Below are 1,517 nucleotides of genomic sequence, written 5' to 3'. Positions count from 1 at the left end.
ATCCTGTACATTCCAATTGTTATTATTCCCTTCAATTGTATTGATATCCCGAATGATATTACTTTCTTCCTCCTGTTCCATCCAAGCCTTTTGGGTGTTTTCATCGTTTCTGTTACCATCTATTAAGTTCACCCCATCGATTGTATGATCATCCCCATCTTGATGGGCATCAAAATCCTGTATATTGCCATCATTATTATTACCGTTAATTTGATTGACATTCTCAATGAGATTTTCTTCAATTCCTGCTTGTTTTGCCCAAGCTTTTTGGGTATTCCAATCATTTCTGTCGCCATTAATATTGTTAATGTTTTCAAGGCTTTGCTCATCATCCTCCTGAATACCCGTAGCTTCTTGGTTGTTCCAATTATTGTTATTGCCATCAATCACATTAAAATCATTAACATCATTATCATTCCCATCCTGATTGCCCCAAATTTTTTGGCTATTATCATCATTGTTATTGCCCTCAATCTTGTTACCGTCTATATCATTTTCCTCCCCATCTTGCTCAATCCAAGCTTCTTGGCTGTTCCAATCATTTCTATCACCATCGATCTCGTTAATATTATCCAAACCATTATCTTCTCCAGCTTGATCAATCCAAATCTTTTGACTGTTATCGTCATTATTGTCACCGTTAATGGTATTAATTTCCTCTAGATCATGTCCCTCCCCTGCCTGGTGGGACCAAACCTCTTGCGTATTCCAATCATTTCTGTCGCCATCTATTTCATTAACTTCCTCATCAATATCGTTATTATCGCCCTCCTGCTTAGACCAGATTTCTTGACGGTTGTAATCATTGTTGTTGCCATCTATTAGATTTACTTCTTCAATATCGTGGGCCTCCCCATTCTGATCAACTTCAATTATTTGGCTGTTTCCATCATTTCTGTTGCCATCTATATTATTAGTAAAATCGATTTCAAGTTCCTCTCCGTCTTGTCGGGCTCTTAACTTTTGTCTGTTCCAATCATTGTTATTTCCCTCAATCTCGTTATTATCGTCGATTTCATTTTCATCCCCATCTTGTCGGGCCCGCACAGATTGTTGATTCCGATCATTACGATCGCCATTGATCAAGTTGTTTTCTAGAATATCATGAGGAGATTCACTACCATTCTGTCTAAAAAGAACAGACTGCTTATTATGGTCGTTATTTTGTCCATTTATTTGGTTATTTTCGAGGACATCATGTCCCCCGTTCTGGGAACCCACTGCATTTTGGTTGTTGTGGTCATTCCCTTGGGCCATACCTAAGTGTACTACACCATAAATGGCCAGGATAGTTAAGATAACTTTTTTCATTTTTTTAAAATTTTCCAGGGGGTGAAAGGTGAAAGTTAGTGGTCAATAGAAGGTAATAAATGAGGGAATGCCAAAAGGAGGGTTAAAAGCTCAATTTGCATAACTCAAAGTTGCAAAGCCCCATTGGAGGCCTTGCTACTTAATATTCTCTATTTTTAGCTAAGGGAGGTAAAATTAATTTTAATTGATGACATTATTGTCATTAC

1 protein-coding gene is annotated in these 1,517 nt (G+C 37.4%); it reads right to left on the bottom strand.

Translation table 11 applies throughout. From position 1 onward, the window contains the following. Positions 1-1,311 (bottom strand): hypothetical protein (locus E1171_RS01520; RefSeq protein ID WP_155203391.1); only part of this gene is annotated, 1,311 nt, incomplete at its 3' end. Positions 1,312-1,517 lie beyond the last annotated feature (206 nt).

This window comes from Xanthovirga aplysinae, assembly GCF_009711365.1.
Lineage (GTDB): Bacteria > Bacteroidota > Bacteroidia > Cytophagales > Cyclobacteriaceae > Xanthovirga > Xanthovirga aplysinae.
The sequence above is the reverse complement of the archived record's forward strand: the minus strand, read 5'-3'. Positions and strand labels throughout refer to the sequence as shown.